The organism is Shewanella yunxiaonensis (assembly GCF_018223345.1).
In the GTDB taxonomy this organism is placed as follows: Bacteria; Pseudomonadota; Gammaproteobacteria; order Enterobacterales; family Shewanellaceae; genus Shewanella; species Shewanella yunxiaonensis.
In genome coordinates, this window is record NZ_CP073587.1 from 2,850,001 (window position 1) to 2,870,112 (window position 20,112).

At 47.8% G+C, this 20,112-nt stretch carries 16 protein-coding genes and 4 tRNA genes; 14 read left to right on the forward strand and 6 right to left on the reverse strand.

All coding sequences use genetic code 11. From position 1 onward, the window contains the following. Nucleotides 1-334 precede the first annotated feature (334 nt). On the reverse strand, nt 335-1,171 hold the full coding sequence (gene pssA / locus KDN34_RS13090) for a CDP-diacylglycerol--serine O-phosphatidyltransferase (protein WP_212594169.1): 837 nt from the start codon (nt 1,169-1,171) through the stop codon (nt 335-337). Between the two features lie 91 nt (nt 1,172-1,262). Here pssA and KDN34_RS13095 point away from each other — a divergent pair, with 91 nt between their 5' ends. After that, nucleotides 1,263-1,706, forward strand: coding sequence for a DUF4124 domain-containing protein (locus KDN34_RS13095; RefSeq protein WP_212594170.1), 444 nt, complete (start codon nt 1,263-1,265; stop codon nt 1,704-1,706). Nucleotides 1,707-1,763: 57 nt separating this feature from the next. Here KDN34_RS13095 and clpB read toward each other — a convergent pair whose 3' ends face one another. The 3 genes from clpB to rluD all read right to left on the reverse strand — a co-directional run bounded on the left by clpB (nt 1,764) and on the right by rluD (nt 6,127). Continuing rightward, nucleotides 1,764-4,337: an ATP-dependent chaperone ClpB gene (gene clpB, locus KDN34_RS13100; RefSeq protein WP_212594171.1), complete on the reverse strand. Its 2,574-nt coding sequence runs from the start codon at nt 4,335-4,337 to the stop codon at nt 1,764-1,766. A gap of 99 nt (nt 4,338-4,436) precedes the next feature. Further along, complete coding sequence (pgeF, locus tag KDN34_RS13105; protein WP_212596657.1) at nt 4,437-5,153, reverse strand: peptidoglycan editing factor PgeF; 717 nt, start codon at nt 5,151-5,153, stop codon at nt 4,437-4,439. Next, nucleotides 5,153-6,127 carry a 23S rRNA pseudouridine(1911/1915/1917) synthase RluD gene (gene rluD / locus KDN34_RS13110; protein WP_212594172.1) on the reverse strand — a complete coding sequence of 325 codons (975 nt, stop codon included), beginning with the start codon at nt 6,125-6,127 and terminating at the stop codon, nt 5,153-5,155. The genes pgeF and rluD overlap by 1 nt, the downstream gene beginning before the upstream one ends. A 123-nt stretch (nt 6,128-6,250) precedes the next feature. Between rluD and KDN34_RS13115 the strand changes: the two genes are divergently transcribed. From KDN34_RS13115 to KDN34_RS13150, 8 genes are all read left to right on the forward strand, one after another. After that, nucleotides 6,251-7,015, forward strand: a complete 765-nt coding sequence (locus KDN34_RS13115; protein ID WP_212594173.1) for an outer membrane protein assembly factor BamD — start codon at nt 6,251-6,253, stop codon at nt 7,013-7,015. A 287-nt stretch (nt 7,016-7,302) separates the two neighbouring features. Beyond that, nucleotides 7,303-7,378 (forward strand) — tRNA-Phe (locus KDN34_RS13120). A gap of 48 nt (nt 7,379-7,426) precedes the next feature. Continuing rightward, a tRNA-Leu gene (locus KDN34_RS13125) sits at nt 7,427-7,513 on the forward strand. 42 nt (nt 7,514-7,555) lie between these two features. Continuing rightward, nucleotides 7,556-7,642: transfer RNA gene (locus KDN34_RS13130), tRNA-Leu, on the forward strand. Between the two features lie 26 nt (nt 7,643-7,668). Continuing rightward, nucleotides 7,669-7,755, forward strand: a tRNA-Leu gene (locus KDN34_RS13135). An 846-nt stretch (nt 7,756-8,601) separates the two neighbouring features. Further along, on the forward strand, nt 8,602-9,108 hold the full coding sequence (locus KDN34_RS13140; RefSeq protein ID WP_212596658.1) for an RNA polymerase sigma factor: 507 nt from the start codon (nt 8,602-8,604) through the stop codon (nt 9,106-9,108). Beyond that, a complete protein-coding gene (locus tag KDN34_RS13145) occupies nt 9,105-9,629 on the forward strand; it encodes a hypothetical protein (protein WP_212594174.1) in 525 nt (174 codons plus the stop codon). The genes KDN34_RS13140 and KDN34_RS13145 overlap by 4 nt, the downstream gene beginning before the upstream one ends. Further along, the gene (locus KDN34_RS13150) at nt 9,626-10,573 is read left to right on the forward strand and encodes a DUF4097 family beta strand repeat-containing protein (RefSeq protein WP_212594175.1); all 948 of its coding nucleotides are present in this window, start codon (nt 9,626-9,628) and stop codon (nt 10,571-10,573) included. Before KDN34_RS13145 ends, KDN34_RS13150 begins: the two co-directional genes overlap by 4 nt. Nucleotides 10,574-10,576: 3 nt before the next feature. Here the strand turns inward: KDN34_RS13150 and rsuA are convergent, their stop codons facing one another. Beyond that, on the reverse strand, nt 10,577-11,272 hold the full coding sequence (gene rsuA, locus KDN34_RS13155; RefSeq protein ID WP_212594176.1) for a 16S rRNA pseudouridine(516) synthase RsuA: 696 nt from the start codon (nt 11,270-11,272) through the stop codon (nt 10,577-10,579). A 296-nt stretch (nt 11,273-11,568) separates the two neighbouring features. Between rsuA and KDN34_RS13160 the strand changes: the two genes are divergently transcribed. The 5 genes from KDN34_RS13160 (at nt 11,569) to KDN34_RS13180 (ending at nt 19,514) form a co-directional block, all read left to right on the forward strand. Beyond that, nucleotides 11,569-13,668, forward strand: a complete 2,100-nt coding sequence (locus KDN34_RS13160) for a M13 family metallopeptidase (RefSeq protein WP_212594177.1) — start codon at nt 11,569-11,571, stop codon at nt 13,666-13,668. A 129-nt stretch (nt 13,669-13,797) separates the two neighbouring features. Then, complete coding sequence (locus tag KDN34_RS13165; protein ID WP_212594178.1) at nt 13,798-14,202, forward strand: SMI1/KNR4 family protein; 405 nt, start codon at nt 13,798-13,800, stop codon at nt 14,200-14,202. A gap of 46 nt (nt 14,203-14,248) precedes the next feature. Then, nucleotides 14,249-14,749: a DUF4447 family protein gene (locus KDN34_RS13170; RefSeq protein WP_212594179.1), complete on the forward strand. Its 501-nt coding sequence runs from the start codon at nt 14,249-14,251 to the stop codon at nt 14,747-14,749. 241 nt (nt 14,750-14,990) lie between these two features. Further along, entirely contained in the window at nt 14,991-16,679 is a 1,689-nt protein-coding gene (locus KDN34_RS13175; RefSeq protein WP_212594180.1) for an NAD-dependent malic enzyme, read from the forward strand. Between the two features lie 411 nt (nt 16,680-17,090). Then, nucleotides 17,091-19,514, forward strand: a complete 2,424-nt coding sequence (locus KDN34_RS13180; protein WP_212594181.1) for an ExeM/NucH family extracellular endonuclease — start codon at nt 17,091-17,093, stop codon at nt 19,512-19,514. 71 nt (nt 19,515-19,585) lie between these two features. On the opposite strand, the gene KDN34_RS13185 is transcribed toward KDN34_RS13180, so the two are convergent. Continuing rightward, on the reverse strand, nt 19,586-20,023 hold the full coding sequence (locus tag KDN34_RS13185) for a DUF3069 domain-containing protein (RefSeq protein ID WP_212594182.1): 438 nt from the start codon (nt 20,021-20,023) through the stop codon (nt 19,586-19,588). Nucleotides 20,024-20,112: the final 89 nt, after the last annotated feature.

Below are 20,112 nucleotides of genomic sequence, written 5' to 3' on the forward strand. Positions count from 1 at the left end.
GCGTTGTTCGGGCTTATCTCCGAACAGGGACGTGCATTCTACACCACCCCGTTTTGGCGTCAAGTGGCTTTCGCCAATCTTTTTTCGCCAGGACAATTCAGCCTTGCCGCCTTGTCCTCAACACCGCCAGCGTGTCGCTGTTGCCGTGTCAGTGGGTGCGCATTATAGGACGCAGAATCTTTTGTGCAAGAGGGAATTTCTATTTATTTTCTCAATAGTTGGTTTTACGAGCAAATCCCCATATATAGCAACGGTTAATATACAGATTGATTACATTTGATGGCAAAAAGGCCAATTAATCGACCTGTTTACCGAAAACGCCAAATTTTTTGAGTTAATTGTGCGGCGTTTTTTCGTCGATAACGGACGGCTTTTCTTCTAGCTCTGTTTGGCGGGTACCATCTTGAAAGAGTTCGACTTCCTTATCGCCTAAAACATCAGAGACTTTTAGCCGCTTTATATTGCGCATGGTCATCACCGGTCCGGAACAGGCATAGAGATAAAATAGACAGCATAAGATCAAAGCAGGATCCACTGACACCACAACAAATACCGCTACGACTAATAGCATGACCAGAAAATTGACCTTGCCGCTCCAGTCTACCTGTTTGAAGGAGTGGTAGCGGAAGTTACTGACCATCAACAATCCTGTACCCGCAGTAATCAGTGCAAACAGCCAGGAGACACTATTACCATCAACCCCATAATCCTGACCGAGCCAAACACTGCCAGCGATAATGGCGGCTGCTGCAGGGCTCGCCAGCCCCTGAAAATATCGTTTATCAGCCACGCCAACTTGCGTATTGAAGCGCGCCAAACGCAGCGCGGCACCAGCGCAATAGATAAAGGCTGCCAACCAGCCCAATTTACCGATATCGGCTAGCCCCCAGTTATAGGCGATTAATGCCGGAGCCATACCAAATGACACCATATCGGCCATAGAATCATATTCAGCACCAAAACTGCTTTGGGTATTGGTGAGTCTTGCTAACCGACCATCCAATCCATCAAAGATCATTGCGACAAACACAGCGATAGCCGAGGCTTCAAAGCGACCATTCATCGACGCAATCACGGCATAAAAGCCGGCAAATAATCCGGCAGTTGTCAGCAGATTAGGTAAAAGATAGATACCTTTCGATTTGACTGTTGGCTTAGTGATATTTTGCATACACTTAACGAATCCACATGTTTGCTTTATTGTGTTCAAAGATAACACAGTTGTGGTAACCCTGAACCTTTGGCGATGATGGAATTTGATTATGATAAGGATTGGCCTGATATCTGCGATATTAGCAGTGATTTTTAGCCCCATTTCGTCTGCGACGGACATCTATAAATGGGTCGACAAAAATGGTGTTACGCATTACAGCCAACAACCACCCGCAGATAAACCAGTAAATACATTAGACAGCTCAGCCATAGAACCTGGCAAAATTGGTACCGTAGCTCCCATAAAAAGAAACGATGAGCCCGTAAAAACCCAACAAGAATTGGATGCTGATGCCATCAATGCCAAAGACGCCGCCCAAGCGGAAAAATTGTGTGAAAGCGCACGATTTAATCTCGATGTGTTGCTGACTCACACGCGCTTGCAGCGCAGTGATGATAAAACTGGTGAGCCGGTTAAAATGACCGAAGAGGATAGACAAAAAGCTATTGCCGACCAGCAGGAACGCATCAGGTTGTTCTGTGTGAAAAAATAATCCCATAGAAAAGGAGCGCTTAAGCGCTCCTTTTCTCATCTAAGATGCACTCAACCGTTATTGGTGAAAAACCAGTGCATCGTTTTCCAGTTCAACATGAATTGGCTGACCTGGTAACAACTTACCTTGCAATAATTGCTGAGCCAGCGGATTTTCCACTTCCTGCTGTATGGTACGTTTCAAAGGACGTGCCCCATAAACCGGGTCAAAACCGGCTGTAGCAATATATTCCAAAGCTCCTTCACTCACCTGCAGGTCAAACTCTTTTTCAAGTAAGCGCTTACGCAACAGCTCAATCTGAATCCGAGCAATATTTTTAATATGTTCTGCGCCCAGCGGATGGAACACTACAGTCTCATCAATCCTGTTGAGGAACTCCGGCCGGAAGTGATGCTGTACCACGCCCAGAACCATGGCTTTCATCTCACTGTAGCTATGTTCAGCAAACCCTTCCTGAATAAGGTCTGATCCCAGGTTAGAGGTCATGATCACCACCGTATTGCGAAAATCCACAGTACGCCCCTGACCATCAGTCAGACGACCATCATCCAATACCTGCAACAGAATGTTGAACACATCCGGATGCGCCTTTTCCACTTCATCCAACAGGATGACTGAATAAGGTTTACGACGCACCGCTTCGGTCAGATAACCGCCTTCTTCATAGCCGACATATCCCGGAGGCGCACCAACCAAACGCGACACTGAGTGTTTCTCCATAAATTCTGACATATCGATACGCACCATCGCGCTCTCTGTGTCGAACAGGAATTTTGCCAGTGATTTACACAATTCGGTCTTACCAACCCCGGTTGGCCCCAGAAACAGGAAGGAACCTATTGGCCGGTTAGGGTCTGCCAGTCCGGCACGACTACGACGAATCGCATTGGCGACAGCATCGACGGCTTCATTCTGGCCAATGACCCGCGCATGCAGAGCTTGTTCCATATGCAGCAGTTTTTCACGTTCACCTTCCAGCATTTTAGAAACCGGAATCCCCGTTGCCTTAGATAACACTTCCGCGATTTCGACATCGGTGACTTTGTTACGCAGCAGTTTCATATCCTGCATTTCTGCCTGCGATGCCAGATCCAACTCTTTTTCCAGTTCGGGGATCCGTCCATATTGCAGTTCAGACATACGGGTCAAATCGCCGGCACGTCTGGCAACCTCCAGATCCATTCTGGCCTGTTCCAGATCTGCTTTTATGTGCTGAGTACCGGCTAATGCGGCTTTTTCGGTACGCCAAACTTCGTTAAGTTCCGCAGATTTTGCTTCCACTTCTTTCAGTTCAGCGCGCAGATGTTCCAACCGTTTACGACTGGCTTCATCGTTTTCTTTCGACAACGCCTGTTCTTCCAGCTTCAACTGGATGCCACGACGCTCCAGTTTATCCAGCGGCTCAGGTTTTGAGTCGATTTGCATACGAATGCTAGAAGCCGCTTCATCAATCAGATCGATGGCCTTATCAGGCAGTTTACGGTCGGAAATATAGCGATGCGACAAAGTCGCTGCCGCCACAATCGCCGGATCAGTAATTTCTACATGGTGATGTAATTCGTAACGCTCTTTCAAACCACGCAGAATAGCGATGGTGTCTTCAACGGTAGGTTCGTCCACCAGCACTTTCTGGAAACGCCGCTCCAATGCCGCATCTTTTTCAATGTACTGACGGTACTCATCCAGCGTAGTAGCCCCCACACAATGCAGCTCACCTCGCGCCAGCGCGGGTTTGAGCATGTTGCCAGCATCCATTGAACCTTCTGACTTACCGGCACCTACCATAGTATGCAGTTCATCGATGAACAGGATCACCTGCCCTTCTTCCTGTGCTAACTCATTAAGTACTGCTTTCAGACGTTCTTCGAATTCACCACGGTATTTTGCACCGGCAACCAGAGACCCCATATCCAGCGATAATACCCGTTTGTTTTTAATGCCTTCGGGAACTTCACCATTAACGATACGTTGTGCAAGACCTTCAACGATAGCGGTTTTACCAACACCTGGTTCACCAATTAACACCGGGTTGTTTTTACTGCGACGCTGCAATACCTGAATCGTACGACGGATTTCATCATCACGACCAATTACCGGATCGAGCTTGCCCTGCTCGGCACGTTCCGTCAGATCGACGGTGTATTTCTTCAACGCCTGACGCTGATCCTCAGCATTAGGGTCATCAACATTCTGACCACCGCGCATTTGCTCGATGGTACGTTCCATTAACTCTTTGGTTGCACCGGCTTGTTTCAGACAATTAGCGAGCGTGTCATTACCATCGAGCGCCGCCAAAATAAACAGCTCGCTGGAGATATATTTGTCTTTACGCTTTTGCGCCAGTTTGTCACACAGATTTAGCAAACGGACCAAAGCCTGAGATAACTGTACGTCACCACCGGTTCCTTCCACCTGTGGCAAACGTTCCAACTCTTTGGTCAGCAGTGAACGCAAATTACTGACCTGAATGCCAGCTTGGGTCAATAAGGGATGAATCGATCCCGAATCCTGATTCAACAAAGCCATCATCAGATGGATAGGTTCAATGAACTGATGATCACGTCCGAGCGCCAGTGATTGAGCATCTGAGATAGCAAGCTGAAATTTATTAGTCATACGATCAAGTCGCATACAGCCTCCTGAACATCTCAAAATAAAGGGGAATAACTTTGTTACCTTAAAGATGGGGATAGCTGGCGGCAATTCAAGTAAAAACCACAGAAAATGTGGTTAATTTTCGAGCCAGATCAGTGAAGCCATACGTCCAGTGTCGCGATCACGACGATAAGAGAAAAATTCCTTATCACGGGTATAAGTGCATGCTGAAGCCGCATAAATTTGCATGACACCCGCCGCCTTGAGACGCAGCCCAGCAAGCGCCTCTAGATTGGCCAGGTATTTGTCACCACTGACGGTGAAGCACTTTGCGGCGCCGGGGGTAGAATCGAGAAATGCACCTCGCACTTCCGCCCCCACTTCAAAAGCGCTCGGGCCAATGGCTGGCCCCAGGTATGCGAACAGTTCAGACCCGGGACGGAAATGGGCGATCCCCGCTTCCAGCACCCCGGCATTTAATCCACGCCACCCGGCATGCAAAGCCGCCACCTGGGTGCCAGCACTATCGCACAGCAATACCGGCAAACAGTCGGCAGTCATCACCACCGCTACTTGACCTTGGCGGTCGGCATAGCTGCCATCAGCAGTACGATTTTCATCCCGGCCCAGATGAATAACATCCGTACCGTGCACCTGTTCCAACCAGGCGGGCTCGGCAGGTAATTGCAACTGTTGTCGCAGTAACGCACGATTTTGCATTACCGCATTAACATCATCACCGACATGAGTTCCCAGATTTAAACTGTCAAAGGGCGGCAGACTAACACCGCCGTTGCGGTCAGTCATCGCGATTCTGACATTGCCAGGAACTGGCCAGTGATGATGCAATATCAAAGCATGTCCTCGGGATGTTCTTCGGTATCTTTACGTAATGCCTTAGTGAGTTGCACCATATCATCCGGTACCGGTGCCAGCCAACTCATTACTTCGCAAGTATAAGGGTGCGCAAGTTCCAAACGTACCGCGTGCAGTGCTTGCCGTTTGAAATTTTTGAGCGTTTCGATAAAGGCTTCACTGGCAGCTTTCGGCGGTTTTGGCCGACCACCATAAACGGGGTCGCCCACTAACACATGGCCGATATATGCCATATGCACACGAATCTGATGAGTACGACCAGTTTCCAAGCGTAAACGTAACCGTGTATGCGCACGGAATTTCTCGGCAACGCGATAATGGGTCACTGCCGGACGCCCAGAATGAGTCACAGCCATATGAGTGCGCTTAGTGGCATGACGACCAATCGGTTCATCAACCGTACCGCCTGCGGTCATGGTGCCAATCACAATCGCTTCATATTCACGGGTAATTTCGCGAGCTTGCAGCGCTGCTACCAGATGGGTCTGGGCTTCCACAGTTTTCGCTACCACCATCAAGCCGGTAGTGTCTTTGTCAAGACGATGAACAATGCCGGCGCGTGGCACATGCTCAATTTCCGGACAATGATGCAGCAACGCATTCATCAAGGTCCCATCGCTGTTGCCAGCTCCAGGATGCACCACCAACCCCGCCTGCTTGTTGATGACGATAATATGGTCATCTTCATAGACAATATCTAAGTCTATCTGTTGGGCTTCGGCCTGGGTTTCTTCTTCAATAGTGGCATTCACTTCCACTATCTGAGATTCCAGCACTTTCTCTCGGGGGCGGGTGATTGCAATTCCATCGATAAAAACATTTCCTGCCAGAATCCACTCTTTAATACGGGTTCTGGAGTAATCGGGGAATAATTCTGCAACCGCCTGATCCAATCTCTGACCAGTTTGGGTTGCTGTAATCTCGCTTTTTAGATTAATCTCTTGCGTCATAGGAACCGTCCCCAATTATTGGGGTCATAGAACTGTGTTATCAGTTAAACACGGAAATTTGCCATTTTATCGTGAATTGACAAATTTCTTAACTACAACTTTCAAAAAGAACCTGATTCAAGTATGCATAAATTTGTCAAAGGCGCTGCCATAGCCTTTTTTTCGCTGGCTATCGTGGCCTGCAGCAGCAAACCCGACGAAGAAGAGTTACTCGCTGGTAAGGAATCACCAGAAGATCTCTATTCTCAGGCACGAACTTCTATGGAGCTGGGTAATTTTTCTAAAGCGACCAAAACTCTTGAGGCTCTGGATTCAAAATATCCTTTTGGTCCGTATAAGACTCAGGTGCAGCTCGATCTGATTTACGCATACTACAAACAGGACGACACAGCGAATGCCATCGCTAATATTGATCGTTTTCTGAAACTTAATCCGACCCATCCTGACGCAGATTACGTGATCTATATGCGGGGTTTGGTCAATATGCAGGCAGATAGTTACATGCTGCATGAAATGCTGAATATTGATCGTACCGACCGAGATCCGCAAAACGCGAAAGATGCCTTTAAAGATTTCGCACGGTTGATCAAAACCTATCCCAACAGCAAATATGCGCCTGATGCACAAAAACGCATGCAGTTTCTGAAAAATCGTCTGGCGAGTTATTCCATCAGAGTTGCCGAATATTATATGAAGATGGATGCCTGGGCCGCTGCAGCTGTGAGAGCTCAAACGGTATTAGAAACCTATCCGGACACCCCGTTTGTCGAACGGGCGCTGGAAATTATGGCTGACGCCTACGGTGAATTAGGTCAGAAAGAGTTGAAACAACACGCACTCTCGGTCATGAAAGCCAATTTTCCCAACAATGAGATGTTAAAAAACTAACACTCATCTTCAGGAAGCCCCATTTGGGGCTTCCGTGTTTTTACCTTTAACGCATTTTTATCGCAAAGTGATCCAAATCTGCCGAAAGTTGCACTGTCGTTGTGCCACCACAGCCCTATTTCACTGTGAGTTAATTTCTACAGAAGCCAGTAGTAGTGCGGTTTTCGAGCGATTTTTAACGATTAAATCATGTTGAGGATAAAACTTGCACAAACGCGCGATGTTTTGAAATATTTCGTAGAAAACTGTTGACTCAAAACAGCAAAAGCCGTTTAATGCACGCCGTTGCCCGAATAGCTCAGTCGGTAGAGCAGCGGATTGAAAATCCGCGTGTCCCTGGTTCGATTCCGGGTTCGGGCACCACCTTAATTCTAAGGTGTTCAGGTAACTTAAATTGCGTAATCGTACAGTGCAGGTGTGGTGGAATTGGTAGACACGCCAGCTTCAGGTGCTGGTGCCCTTACGGGCGTGGAAGTTCAAGTCTTCTCACCTGTACCAACTACGCAAACTAAGTTATTCTGTTATTTCACTCTGTGATGTGCAGGTGTGGTGGAATTGGTAGACACGCCAGCTTCAGGTGCTGGTGCCCTTACGGGCGTGGAAGTTCAAGTCTTCTCACCTGTACCAATTCAGAGTGAAACAAAATATGTCGTGCAGGTGTGGTGGAATTGGTAGACACGCCAGCTTCAGGTGCTGGTGCCCTTACGGGCGTGGAAGTTCAAGTCTTCTCACCTGTACCAATATTTTATAAAGCCTCGTTTTTCGAGGTTTTTTTGTGCCTAAAATTCACCTTCTGCAAACATCGACTGCGATTGGCAGCGTAACACGCTGAAATTTCCCTCCAATTACTCACTGGCTTACTTTTCCAGACTATCGCGTTGGCACTTACCAACTAAATCATAGGGCGTGCCAAAGCGCGCAAGTAAGTGCAATAGGCAACACATTGGCATCGCCGTCTCCCAAATAGATGACATGCTCCCATAGGATCAAAGTGAAAATTTGAGACCCATTCATGCTGGTGAATTGCTTTTTTCCTGAGAAAGCCTTTCGCTACTCTGGATCCTATCTACTGCCAGAAGATGTTCCATAGCAATTTTTATCACCAACCGTCTGAAACCGCCCGTTTATGAGTGATACATTATCCCTCACAAACCAGACAATGACAGCATTTATCAGTTACCCAATAAGCCAATATTTCATGTCACAAACAAATACGGCTTGGTTATGAAGCGGATACCGCACAACACACACGTCCTTTTAGGTGTTAAGTCCGTTGGCCTTAAACGCCACGTTTACCAGCATCAGGTCGCGCCTTTCTTCACTCGCAAGTAATTCCACAACAATGATGTGGCTAATAGAAGGCAAATAATCTGCTTGGATAGCGATGTTTATTTAAAATTGACTACACTTTTGTTGTTTTGACTGTTTTTGATCTTTTACTCGAAAAATTCACACCAACATTCAAACCTTTTGCTCAGCTATCGCTGTCATATAGGTAACTTTTAACAATAACTCACCAAGGAAGTGCCGTGGAGGCGATAGGCGACGAGGAGCAGACACCAGTTTCCGGCACGGATGTGACAGAAATGCAGTTGATCCAGCGGGCCAGGCGAGGTGACAAAAACGCCTTTGCTGAGATCTACCGCCTGCATCACAAACGCGTTTATGCCCTGTGTCTGCGATTAGCGGGACAGACTTCGCTCGCTGAAGAAATGACTCAGGACTGCTTTATACGGGTATGGGAAAAACTTGACCAATTTCGCGGTGACAGCAAATTCAGCACTTGGCTTCATAGTCTGAGCGTCAATCAAGCGTTAACCAGCCTTAAGAAGCACCGCCGGTTCTGGGCCAGATTTCTACCGTTATCAGACCATGACGTAGACACCATTGGCAGTGTTTCAGATATTCAGGATTCGTCTTTATTGGATAAAAAAATCATGCAGTTACCTGAACGGGCTAGAATCGTCTTTGTATTGTTTGCTATCGAAGGGTACAGCCACACCGAAATTGCCTCAATGATGCATACCACCGAAGGCACCAGTAAGGCGCAGTACCATAGAGCGAAAACCTTACTTAAGGAGATGTTGTCATGAGCCAGCAGTCATTTGATGAACTGATTGAACAGCTCCCCAGAGAACTCACGCCAAAGAAAGATTTGTGGCCAGAGATAGCGCACCAACTAGAGCAAGCGCCTTCTCATCACGCCATGAGCACCAGCGCCTGGAAGCAATTTGCAATCGCTTGTGGCTTGCTGCTACTTGGTGGCTTTGGTTATCGGCTGTGGTTGCCGCAGCAGGAAAACCCTAATGATGCCCAAATGCTGGCGATGATGGCGCAGTTACGCCAGCAACATGAACAACAAGTCACGTTCATTGAACAGCACAGTCATTTCAACCAATGGCAACATGCCAGTCTCACGGCTCCATTGAGCCGGGGTGTCGACGAACTACGGGCAGCATCTGCGCAGATTTATTTGGCATTACAAAAAGACCCTAAAGATCAACAGTTATGGCAGCTATGGATCTGGTCTCAACAGCGGGAGATTGACCTGCTGACGCAAGGACAACAACTGCCTGAAAGAATTTATGCTGAGAAAAAAGGAACTCGTATATGAAACAGTCTTACTTAGCCATGACACTGCTCACTTGGGAAGTTCTGACCAGCCCTTGGTCAATTGCCGCTGAGCAAGTCGATAAAAGTGCGCAACTAGCCGCTGGCAGCAAACTGGATATTCGTGTGCAGCGCGGTGAAGTCAAAATCCATGGCTGGGACAAGGCCGAAGTTGCGGTTAAGGGAACATTAGATGAATTAAGCCAGGGACTGACATTTTCCCAGGAGGGTGGCAGCTTTGTGATAGAAGATAAACTACCGCATAACTACTCCAGCCATGAAGAAAAAGGCTCAGATCTTGATATCTACCTGCCAACAAAGGTCGTGGTTAAAGTCAAAGGCGTTTCCGCTAATTATGAGCTGGATGCCATTAACGGCGAAATTACTACAGGTAACATTAGTGGTGATATTAACAGCAAGGCGGTTCAAGGCGAGCTCACCATCAAAACTGTTTCGGGCAACATTACCGCCCGCAATACCAGTGGCAACATTCGACTGGAGACAGTTTCCGGCGATATCGACGATCAAGGTAGCAGCGGTAACATCAGTTATCGTTTAGTTAGCGGCGATCTGACAGCCGACACTTCAGCAACCAAAATTGCGGCTGATATGGTTTCCGGCTCGGCCAAACTGCAGCTCAAACACGTAGATAATCTTAACCTACGCAGTGTTAGCGGGGATATGGACGTTAACTTGGCATCACTGGATACCAAAGCACAATTAGACAGTGTAAATGCCAATATTAATTTGATATTCAGTGGTTTGCCAGATGCTGAATTCAACATCAATGGTGGCCCTGGTGGCAAAATCTATAATGAACTTACCGATGCCAAGCCGATAACCTCAAAATATATGCACAGTGAAGTACTGAAATTTCAGACAGGTTCAGGCAAAGCTGACGTCAATATCACCACCATTAGCGGCGACATCAACGTCAAGAAACTCTGATAGTTAGCGACTGACAGAGGCTATTTCCGCCTCTGTCAGTGCCCGCCATTCACCGAGTGCCAGTGTCGGATCCAGTTCAATATCCCCAATGGCTTCACGATGTAACGCGGTAACTTTATTGCCAACCGCAGCAAACATGCGTTTTACCTGATGATATTTACCTTCACTAATCGTCAGCAGTACTGATGTTGGTGACAGTAACTCAAGTTGCGCCGGTCGAGTCAGCTCTCGCTCACCATGCAACTGTATGCCATTAGCAAATTGCGTCACCATCTCGGCAGTGACCGGCTCTGCCAATTCTACCCGATAACGCTTACCACAGGATTTCTTCGGTGATGTCACACAATGCGACCACTGACCATCGTCGGTGAGCAATACCAACCCGGTAGTATCGGCGTCTAATCGTCCGGCAATGTGCAAAATATCGGCCCGAGGAATAGCTAACAGGCTCAACACCGATGGATAATATTCATCAATGGTTGAGCACAGGGTGTCCTGCGGCTTATTCAACATAAAATAACGTGTACCCGGCAACATAATTGTTACGCCATCCAGAGCCACCGTCATATTATCCGCCACTTTACAGCTTGGGTCTTTCACCACTTCCGCATCGACGGTGACATCACCACGATGTAACGCCTTTTTGGCCAGAGACCGGGTCAGACCGGTGGCATCACAAATGTATTTATCGAGCCGCACTTCGACAATCCTTTACGCTGCAAATAACCTATCGACAGCTATTATCGGCGATCAACTGCATTCCACCAAGAGATATCAAGACAGAGCCGTTAGCCTTATCAACACCGCGACTGTAAATTTTGCTTACACATCATCAAGGCTTAACCTCACGCTCAAACTTGAGTGAAGATGTAAACACGCTTTAACATAATCCGTTAAGCTGCCACCGATACTTATAGGTTGGTCGCAGTCATCATAGTGTCGGCATACCGGCACGGCATAAAGCACTCCATTGAGTGAACGCGAAAGGAACCTGTATGAAAAAAGTAATCATTGGCGGTCTGTGTGCCACCATGCTCGCCGGGCTGACCGCTTGTAATAACAAGGATGCAGAAACAAAAGCCGCAGAACCCGCCACCCCCAAAGCCACTCAGACGGCGACAGCAACCGCAGTAGCAAACGCACTGGGCTCCGGAATTGATTTTGCCAATTTCGATAAATCAGTGCGGCCGCAGGATGATTTCTACAGTTACATTAACGGGACCTGGATTAAGAACACCCAAATTCCGGCTGACCGCACCGCGACGGGGGCCTTCTACGATCTGCGTGAAAAATCCCGTGATGATATCAAAGCCATTATTGAAGAAGTGGCGGCTCAGAAAGATCTGAAAGCTGGCAGCGATGAACAAAAAGTGGCAGATCTGTACCGTTCATTTATGGATACGCAAACCCTGGATAAATTGGGCATCGACCCGCTGAAACCAGAGTTGGCGAAAATTGATGCGATCAGCAACAAAGATCAGCTGATGACCTATTTTGGTAGCAGCCAGATTATTGGTGGTGGCACCCCAATGGCCTTTTATGTGGATATTGATGCGAAAGACTCCAGCCATTACGCCACGCACATCTGGCAATATGGCCTGAGCCTCCCCGAAAAAGATTACTACTTCAACGATGCCGAACGCTTTGTCAAAATCCGCGAAGCCTTCGTTGAACACATGCGCAAGATGTTCAAACTGGCGGGCTTTGATAAACCACGAAAAAGTGCCGAAGCCATTATGAAACTGGAAACCGCGATTGCGAAAGATCACTGGGATGTGGTGGCCAGTCGTGACAGCACTAAAACCTATAACAAATATGCCCTAAAGGATCTGCCACAATTGGCTCCTGGTGTTGACTGGAATGCCTATCTGACTGCTCTTGGTGCCGATAAACAGGCAGACATCATTATCAACCAGCCCAGCTATGTCACCGGACTGGCGAAACTCATCACCGACACGGATCTTGCCACCTGGAAAACCTACCTGCGCTGGCATCTGCTGACAAGTTACGCCGGCGATCTGGGAGAGTCCTTCGATAACGAAAACTTTGATTTCTACTCCCACATTCTCAACGGCCAGGAAGAACAGCAGCCGCGTTGGAAGCGTGGCGTGAGCAAGGTGAACAGCTTGCTGGGCGAAGTGGTGGGCAAAGTCTACGTCAAACGCCACTTTACTCCGGAAGCCAAAGCCAGAATGGAGCAACTGGTTGAGAATCTGCGTCAAGCATATTCAGACAGCATTGATGACCTGGACTGGATGAGCCCAGAAACCAAAACAGCGGCCAAAGCCAAACTGGCGAAATTCAATCCGAAAATTGGTTATCCGAATAAATGGGAAGACTATAGCCAGCTGACTATCAGCGCCAACGATCTGGTCGGTAACGAAATGCGCGCCGGCGAAGTTGAACATCAAAAAGACCTGAAGAAACTCAGCAGTCCGATTGATCGTGATGAATGGCACATGACGCCTCAAACCGTTAACGCCTATTACAATCCGACCATGAATGAAATCGTATTCCCAGCAGCGATTCTGCAACCACCGTTCTTCAATATGCAGGCTGACGATGCGGTGAACTATGGTGGTATCGGTGCGGTAATTGGTCATGAAATGGGCCATGGTTTTGATGATCAGGGTGCTAAGTTTGACGGTGATGGCAATTTGCGCGACTGGTGGACACAGAAAGATCTGGATGCCTTCCATGCTAAAACCAAAGCCTTGGTTGACCAGTACAATGGTTACTATGTCTTCCCAGATCTGCACGTCAATGGCGAGCTGACGCTCGGGGAAAATATCGGCGATCTGTCCGGCGTGACCATTGCTTACAAGGCATACCAAAAATCACTGCATGGAAACGCCGCACCGGTCATTGACGGTTTGAGCGGCGACCAGCGTTTCTTTATGGGATTTGCCCAGATCTGGCGTGCCAAAGTAAAAGAGGAAGCCCTGCGTAACCGGGTTGCCACTGACCCTCACTCACCCGCTAAATTCCGTGCCATCGGCTCATTGGAAAACATGCCGCAGTTCTACGCCACCTTTGACGTAAAACCTGGCGATGGTATGTACCTTGAACCTGCAAAACGCGTAAAAATCTGGTAACACCAGAAATGTCTACCTCAAAAGGGCACCGTGGGTGCCCTTTTTGTTGACGACACCTTGTGCCGGTCATTGGAGCGGCTATACTCTCGCAGCATTGCGACACCGTCTACGCCGCATCGGAGAATGCTCATGCATGATGTTATTGAACAGCTGCAACAAATGAATCAACCCGTGCCGGTCCCGCTGGACCTGCCTGAGTTTGACGATATCGTCGATGTCGAAGAACAGCTGTTACTCCCCTTACCTTCCGATTTAAAAGAATATCTGTTGGAAGCCAGTAACGTGGTGGTAGGAAGTCTGGAACCGGTGACCGCTGCGGACCCCAATTCTCATACTTACCTGCCTGAAGTCGCAGCATATGCCTGGTCTATTGGTTTACCTCGTTATATGGTACCAATCTGCCAGGTGGGTGACAGTTTTTACTGTATGGATCAGGAAGGGCTGGTGTATTTCTGGGAAGATGGACACCTGGATCAGGACGATTACTGGGAAACCTTCTGGCAATGGACCGAAGAAATATGGTTGCAAAGCTAAACGTCATTTTCCTCTAACCCGTTAACCCAAAACTACGGAAACAGTTATGTCTGATTATGCACTTAACCCTACTGAATTTAAGGCGTTACGTTGGTCATTGGGGCTAAATGAAGACCTCACAGCACAGCTATTGAAAGTCTCGACTAATGAACTTAATGCCTGGGAAACAGGAAGTCAGCCAATTCCGCCACTGGCGCAAAAGCAGTTACTGGATATTGACGATATTATTGAGATGCAGGTTCTTAACACCTGTGACGGCATTGAAGCGATGTTTAAAAAAGAGCCCAAACGTCGGTTGGCGTTTGTGGTCTATCCTTCGCAAGCCCTATATACCCAGTACAATCCAGAATTTATCAACCTGTTACCACTGGCAGAACTTTATACCACTGCCGCCTGGCGCATTAAGAAAGAGTGTAAGCTGGTGCTTGAGGTCGATATCTCATTGGTACCTTTAGATGTCGAAGCCTATAAAGCCTATCGTGAGCAAAGCGGTATGGGCGAAAGCCGTGAAAACCGGGCTAAGTGGGCGGCAAGCCAACTAGCTTAAGTCAAGTCACGGTCTTAAAAGATCGGCCGCATTGTGCGGCCTTTTTTATTTCTGCGGTTCCATGCACGCATATTTTTGCCAGCCGTTGTTATCCAACAATAGACAACACCTTAGTTTTGAAACTAAAAATCACACATCGAATGCAGCAAAACCTAACAAAGATCACATTTCGTGCTACCCTATATCGACTTGGATCACATAATTCCAGTTAATCAAACAAGACGCCAATCGAAGGTTCGCTATGGATGATAAAAAACGCCCGCTGTATATGCCATTTGCTGGCCCTGCACTTCTTGAAGCTCCACTCATTAACAAAGGCAGTGCCTTCACCGAAGAAGAACGTATGTTCTTCAATCTGGATGGACTGCTACCCTATTACATCGAAACCATTGAGGAACAGGCCTCTCGCGCCTACGATCAGTTCCGCAGTTTCAATAACGATCTAGATAAGCACATTTATCTGCGCAACATCCAAGATACCAACGAAACCCTGTTCTACCGTCTGGTAAAAAATCACATCAGTGAAATGATGCCGATTATCTACACCCCGACGGTTGGTCTGGCTTGCGAGCGCTTTTCAAAAAACTGGCGCCGTAACCGGGGACTATTTTTATCTTACCCCTACAAAGACCGCATCGATGACATCCTCAACAACTCCACTCGCCATAAAGTTAAAGTGATCGTGATGACTGACGGTGAACGGATCCTGGGTCTTGGGGACCAGGGGATTGGAGGTATGGGGATACCCATCGGTAAATTGTCTCTGTATACCAGTTGTGGTGGTATTAGTCCTGCCTATACGCTGCCAATTACGTTGGACGTTGGAACGGATAACCCACATCTGCTGGAAGATCCCATGTATATGGGCTGGCGCCATAAACGTATCGGCGGCGATGAATACTACGAATTTATCGAAGCCGTTATGCAGGCAATCCACCGACGCTGGCCTGAAGCCCTTATTCAGTTTGAGGATTTTGCCCAGAAAAACGCAATGCCAATTCTGGAACGTTATAAAGACAAATATTGCTGTTTTAATGACGACATTCAGGGCACTGCCGCGGTTACTGTTGGCTCACTGTTGGCAGCCTGCAAAGCAGCACACAGCAAGCTGAGTGAACAGCGCGTAGCATTCCTTGGCGCTGGTAGCGCTGGCTGTGGCATTGCTGAGGCGATTGTGGCGCAGATGGTGGCTGAAGGCATCAGCGATGAACAGGCTCGTCGCCAAGTATTTATGGTCGACCGTTGGGGTCTGCTGCAAGACAATATGCCGAACTTACTGTCATTCCAGCAGAAACTGGCACAGAAACGTAACGATATTGAGCACTGGCAAAACTTCTGCGACAACATTTCATTGTTGGATGTGGTTAACAATGCCAAACCGACCGTGCTGGTTGGTGTTTCCGGTGCGCCGGGACTGTTTACTGAAGAGATTATCCGCGCCATGCATAGCCATTGTCCGCGCCCAATTGTCTTCCCGCTGTCCAACCCCACCAGTCGCGTTGAAGCCACACCGAAAGATATTCTGCATTGGACATCAGGACAGGCGCTGGTTGCCACTGGCAGTCCGTTTGAACCCGTAGTGATTGAAGGGCAAACTTATGAGATTGCGCAGTGTAACAACAGTTATATCTTCCCAGGTATCGGCTTAGGGGTATTAGCCACAGGGGCAAATCGTGTCACTGATGAAATGCTGATGGTATCCAGCCAGGCACTGGCCGAATGTTCACCACTGGCGATTAATGGGGAAGGATCGCTCTTGCCTAAATTGGAAGAAATCCATAACGTCAGTCGCCATATTGCCTTTGCGGTTGGCAAGGTTGCCATTGAACAAGGGCACGCCTTACCGACGACGGATGAATTGTTACTCCAGTCGATTGATAACAATTTCTGGTATCCGGAATATCGTCGTTATCGCCGCACATCGTTCTAATATTGCCGACACAGTTACGGCAGAAAATTATCGCCATCTGGCGCTGGTTTTCTGCCGTTTTTTATTGTTAACGCCTTGCTTTTTAAATATTCCTAGATTCATCTAACTTATTTTTCATCTCCCCTAATGATTGTAATTGTTAAAAAATAGTCATTTCATGGTGTTATAAATCTCTCTTCTTCTCCCGACTTTCATTAATTGTTTGCCATAAAGAAAAACAAATATATTTTTTATGTAAATTATTGTTTTTAAATAACTTTAAAGAAAACGATATAGTTATAAATTGCGTTTTAAATGTTAATAGTTAGATAAATAATTTTGCAATATTTTTACAATATATCCTTGTTAGAGTTAGCGTTCGTCAATAACATGATGAATTGCTTAAGTAAGCAAACAGAATAAGGAACAAGGATGAAACTCAACTCGTCAATTTCGACCATCGCCATGTCTTTGGCAGGCCTTTGCACGGTCGCGGCACACGCGGAAGTACCCACGCTGTTTATCTCAGAATATCTTGAAGGTGCCAGTAACAATAAAGCACTGGAACTCTATAACAACACCAGCAGCGGTATATTGCTGGATAATTACCGCATCGAAATTTATTTCAATGGCAGCACCTCAGCAGGCACCACCCTAAAATTGAGTGGTACGCTGGCCGCTGGAAAAACTTATGTTATCGCCAACTCATCCGCATCTTTTGCTGATACCGCAGATAAAACTTCTGGGGCACTGAGCTTTAACGGTAACGATGCGGTCGTCCTGAAAAATGGTGACACCATTCTTGATAGTCTTGGCCAAATTGGCAGTAGTGCTTACTGGTCGAATGCCAGTGGTACGGTAGTGACTCAAGATATGGACCTGCGCCGTTCGTCCACGGTTACCGATATTGACCCAACTGATGTATTCGATCCCGGTGCACAATGGACTGCCTATGGAAAAAATGATTTTTCTGATCTCGGTATTTATGGTGCGGATGATGGCAGTAATGGTGGCGATGATGGCAGCACGCCGATAGCAGCAGTCAGCTGTGATGACCCGACAGTGACCATCGGCAGTGTTCAAGGTTCGGGCCAGACAACTCCACTAGAAGGCCAACAGGTTGAAGTGGCTGGCGTGGTTACTGCGGTATTCCCCGGTTTGAGCGGATTCTACATGCAGGATAGCGGTGATGCGGATGATACAACCTCAGATGGGATCTTTATCTACGCCGGTTCGGCGTCAGTAGACAGTGTTGTCGTTGGTGATGTTTACGTAGTCAAAGGTTACGCTGCTGAATATTACGATAATTCACAGTTGAAGAGCCCACAATGGCAGCAATGTCACACTGGCACCATGCCAACGGCCGTTAACGTCACGCTGCCTGTCAGTGACCTGTCAACGTTAGAAGCGCTTGAAGGCATGTTAGTGCATTTCGACACCTTGACTATCAATGACGTCAATGACCTGGTCAACTATGGTGAAATGACACTGAGTAATGGTCGTAGGATGACGCCCACTCAAGTTGCAAAATCCGGCGCCGCAGCAGCTGCGGTTTATGATGAAAATAACCGTAACGCCGTGGTGTTAGATGAAGGCGCAACCGGCAAGATCAGTGGCACTACCCCGCCGTATCCCTATCCAGGTTTCTCATCCAGTAATTACCTGCGCGTTGGCGATACAGTCAGCAACATCACCGGGCCACTGTATTATTCATTCAATCAGTACCATGTATCGCCCATTAGCCCGGTGACATTTAATGCCAGTGAGAACCTGCGTAGTGATTACCCAACCTTGGCTGCTGAAGGGAACTTACGTGTGGCTTCCTTCAACGTACTCAACTTTTTCAATGGTGATGGCGATGGTGCGGGCTTTCCCACTGCTCGCGGCGCTTATACCTACGATGCATTCGTCAAACAAAAGGCGAAAATCGTTGCCGCATTAACCAATATGCAGGCTGATGTTATCGGCTTGCTGGAAATTGAAAATGATGGTTATGCGGAAAAATCCGCCATTGCCGAACTTACCGAAGCCTTATCAGAAGCCAGCGGCCAAACCTGGGCATACGTCAATCCAGGTGTAGACCAATTGGGATCCGATGTAATCACCAGCGCCTTTATCTATCGTCCAGATGTGGTCACGCCTGTAGGTACTGCCAAATATTTGGATAAAACCAACTCTATTGTAGATGAAGACGGCGTACCAATGTTTAACAGTGACAAGATGCGCCCGTCACTGGCGCAAACCTTTACAGTTAATGACAACAAAGCCGTGCTAACAACCGTCATTAACCATCTGCGTTCCAAAGGTGGCAGCTGTGGCACAGGTGACGATGACAATAGCCTCGGAGGTTCAGGAGCCTGTAACGGTACACGTACCAGAGCCACCACAGCATTGGCGCAATGGCTTAGCGATAACTTTGCCGAACAGCCAATTCTGCTGATGGGTGACTTCAACGCCTACGCCAAAGAAGATCCGATCCTGACACTGGAAGATGCCGGCTATAGTCGCGTCGACGATATTGTTGGTAATAGCGATAGCTACAGCTATGTGTACGATGGACAAAGCGGCCAACTCGACCATGCGCTAGTGAATGAAGATTTAGCTTGTGCGGTGGTAGCAGCAACGGAATGGCACATCAATGCAGATGAAACTTCATCGTTGGAGTATGACAGCAGCTATGCCGATGACAGTCTGTTCCGCTCTTCAGATCATGATCCGGTAGTTATGGCGCTGGATCTGCACAAGCCGCAAGGGGTGGGTCACTATCTGCGTGGTAATGAACACGGATATGGCTACGGTTATGGTCACCTGAAAGCAAAAGGTGAAGGTCACCACAAACACAACTGTGACTATTAAGCGTCTGATCGCGACAACTGAGTCATAACTTTTTGATGTAAAAGCCCGTCAGTGACGGGCTTTTTCAACACTTAAGCCAACCCAATTACGTGTCGCATACTGTTCAACAGGCGTCGGTCTGTACGAGCCTTTTTAATTTTGCGTACACTTTCACGCAACGCGTCTTTAGCGATCCGCGCGTAAATGCCGTTATACTGCTGTTCATCAATCGCCTTGTCACTATCGGCTTGCTCCGCTATCTGCTGACCAATCAAGCTCAGTTGCAACCAGGCGGATGCGATATAAAACCCATGAAAACTGGATTGTGGCAGTAGCTTGCTGGCACTGGCTGGCAGATTGGCCCAAGCTTCGGCAAACTGGGCATCACTGTCGGCCAACAGTTCTTCAAACAAACTGTCATAAGCTTCCTTTAAACCAGCAGGCAATTTAGCCATTGGCAATACAGTGGCGCAGATATTTACCGCTGCGGTGTGGGCCTGCTCCCGATAAAGCGCGTCAACTTGGCTCATAAAAACTCCAAAATGCAGAAAATGGGCGGCAGTATAGCACCCACAGCGAGACAAGGCAGCGTCTGACATTAGTCAGTCGCGCTGACTAT